Annotated in this window: 3 protein-coding genes; all 3 read right to left on the bottom strand. The window is 53.9% G+C overall.

The features are described from left to right. Nucleotides 1-336 (bottom strand): YfbU family protein (locus tag ACXJ5O_RS24750; protein ID WP_457302217.1); only part of this gene is annotated, 336 nt, incomplete at its 3' end. Between the two features lie 200 nt (nt 337-536). Next, entirely contained in the window at nt 537-1,997 is a 1,461-nt protein-coding gene (ntrC, locus tag ACXJ5O_RS24745; protein WP_457302216.1) for a nitrogen regulation protein NR(I), read from the bottom strand. A 2-nt stretch (nt 1,998-1,999) separates the two neighbouring features. Beyond that, on the bottom strand, nt 2,000-2,322 hold a 323-nt coding region (locus ACXJ5O_RS24740), incomplete at its 5' end, for an ATP-binding protein (RefSeq protein ID WP_457302215.1).

The raw sequence follows: 2,322 nt of genomic DNA, 5'->3' as shown, positions 1-2,322 counted from the left end.
CTTCAGGATGTTGCTGAGGAAGTTGGCATAAGCGAAATGCTCGTCAGGCTGGCCGGAGCCAAAGCCAACAAACTCCGTTTTGCCCTGCATGTTGCTGGCCGCACCCCCGCTCGAAGCCTTTATTGCGCGAAACAGTGCAAGAATATCGTCCATTTCCTGGGCTTCTTCCTTGCTCAGCGTCGTCGTTGAAATTCCGAGATCCTCATAAAGACTCTCGAAACCCTTCTCCACGACTTCCTGATGCCGCGTGTAAAGGCTCGATTTTTGAGGATCAAGTTTCTTCAAGATTTCGTACTGATTGAACAACATCAATCGTTCTGCAAAACTGAACACCATGCACCTCCGTATGATCCAATGGCAATACGGCGCTAACCGATTGCGTTTAATTCACGAGATTTCTGGTGATTACTCTGCACATACTCACGTTAAAAAGGCTCTGTTGCAGTAATTACAATTTTATCTTCTGTTGAAATTGTTCTAACTGGTGAATCATTTGCTAATACTTAATGATTTCTTAAAGAGCGAATACCGCCTATTCAGCGTTCACTCTTGGCGCTCTTGTAGATGTTGACACCCAGTTCGCGGATTTTCTTGCGCAATGTATTGCGATTGAGTCCCAGCAATTCGGCAGCCTTGATCTGGTTTCCATGCGTCGCCGTCAGGCAAGAAAGGATAAGTGGATACTCCATCTCCTCCAGCACGCGCTGATAAAGACCGACGGGTGGCAGGTCGTCCCCATAGGAAAGGAAGTAGCGCTGCATGTTCAGTTCGACCGCCTGGCCGATAGTTACATCCTGGTCCGCCATTGAATTCGACGATGGCTCGGTTGGCCGCAGGTCGGCCTTGAGTTCAGCCTCGATGACGTCTGCATTGATCTCTTCTTGCGGGTAAAGAGCGGCAAGACGGCGGACGAGATTTTCCAATTCGCGCACGTTACCTGCCCAAGGGTAGCGCCGCATAAGATCGAGGCCATCAGCCATGATACGTTTTTCAGGCAGACCGTCTTTCGCCGCCATCTTGAAAAAGTGCCGCACGAGATCCGGAATATCTTCGCCGCGTTCGCGCAAGGGCGGCAGGCGCAGCGGCACAACATTGAGACGATAGTACAGATCTTCGCGGAAAAGGCCCTGATTGATCAGGGTACGCAGATCCTTATTGGTGGCAGCAACAATGCGGACGTCGGTCTTGATCGGTGTACGCCCGCCGACGGTCATGTATTCACCCTGCTGCAACACGCGCAAAAGCCGCGTTTGCGCTTCCATCGGCATATCGCCGATTTCGTCGAGGAACAGCGTGCCGCCGTCSGCSTGTTCGAAGCGTCCGCTCGACCGGTTCTGCGCGCCCGTGAAAGCCCCGCGCTCATGGCCGAACAATTCCGACTCGATAAGGTCACGCGGAATCGCTGCCATATTGATAGCGACAAACGGACCTTTGCGCCGGCGGCCATACTCATGCAGAGCCTTCGCCACCAGCTCCTTGCCAGTACCCGACTCCCCGGAAATCATTACCGTCAGATCGGTTTGCATCATGCGCGCCAATACCCGATAAATGTCCTGCATCGCTGGCGAGCGGCCGACCAGCGGCATTGTATCGGGTTGCTCGTCGGCAGCCCACTTCTCCGGTTTTTTCTTCGGTTCAGAAAGTGCCCGTCCAACAATGCTGACCAGTTCCGTCAGATCGAACGGTTTGGGCAAATATTCGTAGGCTCCGGCCTCAGAGGCACGAATGGCAGTCATGAAGGTGTTTTGCGCACTCATGACGATGACGGGCAGATCGGGTCGCGATTTTTTTATGCGTGGCAGGAGATCGAAAGCGTTTTCATCGGGCATCACCACATCGGTGATTACGAGATCGCCATCGCCCGCCGATATCCAGCGCCACAGGGTAGCAGCATTCGATGTTATGCGGACGTCGTAGCCAGCACGAGAGAGCGCCTGATTGAGGACCGTTCTGATCGCTGCGTCGTCATCTGCGACGAGAATACTGCCCAAACTCATAATCAGGATCCTGCTTTCTTGGTATATGGACTGTCGTCTGCATGGTCGTCATCGAGCGGACCGCTCTGCCATGCGGGCATGAGAATTCTGAACGTCGTCTTGCGCGGCACGGAATCGCATTCGATAACACCGCCATGGTCACCGACAATCTTGGCGACCAGAGCAAGGCCAAGCCCGGAACCATTGGGCTTCGTGGTTATGAACGGATCGAAGAGATGTGGCATAATATCGGGCGTCACACCCGCGCCCGTGTCCGAAACGCAAAATTCAAGCGGCAGCGACACCCGGCTACGCATACCTGGCACCGACAGGCGTATACCTGGAC

This window comes from Phyllobacterium sp. P5_D12 (assembly GCF_054049495.1).
The sequence above is the reverse complement of the archived record's forward strand: the minus strand, read 5'-3'. Positions and strand labels throughout refer to the sequence as shown.